This window comes from Baekduia sp., assembly GCF_035318805.1.
Classification (GTDB): Bacteria; Actinomycetota; Thermoleophilia; order Solirubrobacterales; family Solirubrobacteraceae; genus Baekduia.
This window is the reverse complement of the sequence record NZ_DATHDY010000047.1, coordinates 1-2869: the sequence shown is the minus strand read 5'-3', so window position 1 is coordinate 2869 and position 2869 is coordinate 1. Positions and strand designations below refer to the sequence as shown.

General features: G+C 74.8%; 3 protein-coding genes and 1 pseudogene. All 4 read left to right on the top strand.

Annotated features, from left to right (window positions below):
* Positions 1–284, top strand: a pseudogene (locus VK501_RS28910) (UPF0104 family protein); the annotation flags it as partial.
* A complete protein-coding gene (locus VK501_RS28905; protein ID WP_324337560.1) occupies positions 281–499 on the top strand; it encodes a hypothetical protein in 219 nt (72 codons plus the stop codon). The pseudogene VK501_RS28910 and the gene VK501_RS28905, both read left to right, overlap by 4 nt.
* Positions 492–1181, top strand: coding sequence for a RibD family protein (locus VK501_RS11515; RefSeq protein WP_324337559.1), 690 nt, complete (start codon positions 492–494; stop codon positions 1179–1181). Before VK501_RS28905 ends, VK501_RS11515 begins: the two co-directional genes overlap by 8 nt.
* A partial coding sequence (locus tag VK501_RS11510) for a CDP-alcohol phosphatidyltransferase family protein (protein ID WP_324337558.1) occupies positions 1178–2869 on the top strand: 1692 nt, incomplete at its 3' end. The genes VK501_RS11515 and VK501_RS11510, both read left to right, overlap by 4 nt.

Sequence of the window (2869 nt, the reverse complement as noted above, 5' to 3'; positions counted from 1 at the left end):
GTGGCGATCGCGCGAATGCCGATCGCCCGCGACCGGTCCCGGTGGGGAGGGTGCGCGACGCCGTTGGGCGCGACCTGCGCGGCGGCCTGCTGGCTCGGCAAGCGTGGCCGGCCATCGCGCTCGCTTCCGCGCTGGTCGTGGCGGGGCACGCCATGACCTTCCTGATCGCCGCGCGGACCGCCGGAGGAACCGCGTCACCATCCCGGATGCTGCCGCTAGCGCTGCTCGTGCTGCTGGGCGCCGCGCCGCCCAACATCGGCGGCTGGGGCCGCGCGAGGGCGTGACGGCTTGGGCGTTCGCCGCGGCCGGACTGGGCGCACCCCTCGGGGTCGCCACCGCGGTGGTCTACGGCGTGATGGTGTTCGCCGCCAGCCTGCCGGGTGCCGCGGTCCTCGTCGTCGACTGGGTTCGCCGCACCCCGTCGGCGCCCTGGCTCGAGCAGCCGGCCGGCCGCGTGCTCAGGGTCCCTGCGCGGCCGGAGGCAGCCCCGGATGCCTGAGCGCCCCTACACCATGTTGAGCTGCAGCGTGTCGCTGGACGGCTATCTCGGTGACCGCACCCCGCGCCTCGCGCTGTCCAACGACGCCGACTTCGACCGGGTCGACGCGGTGCGCGCCTCCTGCGACGCGATCATGGTCGGCGCCGTCACCGTGCGTGCGGACAACCCGCGCCTGCTCGTGCGGTCGCAGGCGCGCCGCGACGCGCGCACGGCGCGCGGTCTGACCCCGTCGCCGATGAAGATCACCGTGACCGACCGGGCGGACCTCGACGCTCACTCGGACTTCTTCACCACTGGCGAGACCGAGAAGCTCGTCTACACCTCGAGCGCGCGGGTGCCCGACGCCTGCGCGCGGCTCGGGCTGGTGGCGACGATCGTCGACGGCGGCCCGTGCGTGCGGATGCGCCGCCTCAGCGAAGACCTCGCCGACCGCGGCGTGCAGCGGCTCATGGTCGAAGGCGGCGGCGTCGTGCACACCCAGTTCCTGGCCGACGACCTCGTCGACGAGTTGCAGCTCGTCATCGCACCGGTGTTCGTCGGCGACTCGAGCGCTCCGCGCTTCGTGACCGACGCGCGCTTCCCCTGGCACCGGGGGCGGCGCGCGCGGCTCGCCGAGACGCGCCAGATCGGCGACGTCGTGCTGCTGCGCTACGCCCTCTCGCCGCGGTTCATCGACCGATGACCAGGCAACGAGCCAGGTGGACGGGTCCGGCGGCCGGCCTGTTCGCCCAGGCGCTCCTGCTCGCCGTCCTAGAGACGACGGCCGGCGTCGGCGTCGCCGGACTGGCCGTCGGCGCCGCCTGCGCGGTGACGATCGCGGCGGCGCTCGCCCGCGGCCTCGCCCGCCGTCCGGATGAGCCGCTGGGACCGGCGTCCTGGGTGACGCTGGCCCGGGCCACCCTCGCGGTCGGCGTCGCCGCCCTGACCGTGGACTCGTTCACGCACGACGCGCCGGTCGGACTCCTGGTGACGCTCGCCGCCGTCGCCCTCGTGCTGGACCTGGCCGACGGGCCGTTGGCGCGGCGCACCGGGACGGCCACCGCGCTGGGCGCGCGCTTCGACGGCGAGATCGACGCCTTCCTGATCCTCGCCCTCAGCGTCTACGTCGCTCCGGCGTACGGCGCGTGGGTGCTCGCGGCCGGGGCCGCGCGCTACGTGTTCCTCGCCGGCGAGTGGCTCCTGCCGTGGATGCGCGCACCGCTGCCGCGGCGCCACTGGCGCCGGGCGGTCGCCGGGACGCAGGGGGTCGTACTGACGGTGGCGGCCGCCGACCTCCTGCCCCACACGCTCATGCAGGTCCTTCTGGCCGCGGCGCTCGCCCTGCTCGCTGCCTCGTTCAGTGACGTCGTGTGGTGGCTGTGGCGCCACCGGGCCGACGCGCCCGAGCCGGTGGCGGCGGCCGGTGCCGTGCGGCCCGCGCCGGGACCGCTGCGCGCCGGCGTCGCGACGGCGATCAGCGTCCTCGCCCTGGTGCTCGTCTGGGTCGCCGTCGTCGCGCCCGACCAGCCGAGCCGCCTCACCCTCGGCGGGTTTGCGCGGCTCCCGCTGGAGCTGCTCGCCGTCGTCGCGCTGGCCGTCCTGCTTCCCACGGCGCCGCGCCGCGTGCTCGCCGTCGTCGCCGGAGCGGTGCTGAGCGTGCTCCTCCTCGTGAAGGTGCTCGACATCGGGTTCTTCACGGCGTTCGACCGACCGTTCAAGCCCGTTGACGACTCGGGCTACCTGGGCATCGGCATCGAAACGCTGCGCGACGGGGTGGGGAGGTCGTACGCCGACCTCGTCGTCGTCGTCGCGGCCGTGTTGAGCGTCGTGGTCCTCGCCATCCCGGTCCTGGCGCTGCTGCGTGTGACCCGGGTTGCGGCCGCCCACCGGGACTGGGCGCTGCGGTCGGCCGCGGTGCTCGGTGCGCTGTGGGTCGCTTTGTACGTCGCCGGCACGCCAGTCGCCTCGTCGAGCACCGCCTCGCTGGCGGTGCAGGAGGTGCGGTTGGTGCACAGCGGCCTGGCCGATCGCGGTGCGCTCGCGCGGGAGCTCACGCACGACCGCTTCCGCGCCACGCCCGGCGATCAGCTGCTCACCGGGCTGCGCGGCAAGGACGTCCTGCTCGTGTTCGTGGAGAGCTACGGCAAGGTCGCGGTCCAGGGCTCGTCGTTCTCGCAGGGGGTCGACGCGGTGCTGCACCGGGGCAGCGCTCAGCTGCGGGCCGCCGGCTTCTCCGCGCGCAGCGCGTTTCTCACCTCGCCGACGTTCGGCGGCCTCAGCTGGCTCGCCCATTCCACCCTGCAGTCGGGGATCACCGTCGACGGGCAGCGGCGCTACGACCAGCTGGTCGCGAAGAACCGGCTCACCCTCACCGCGTCGTTCAAGCGCGCG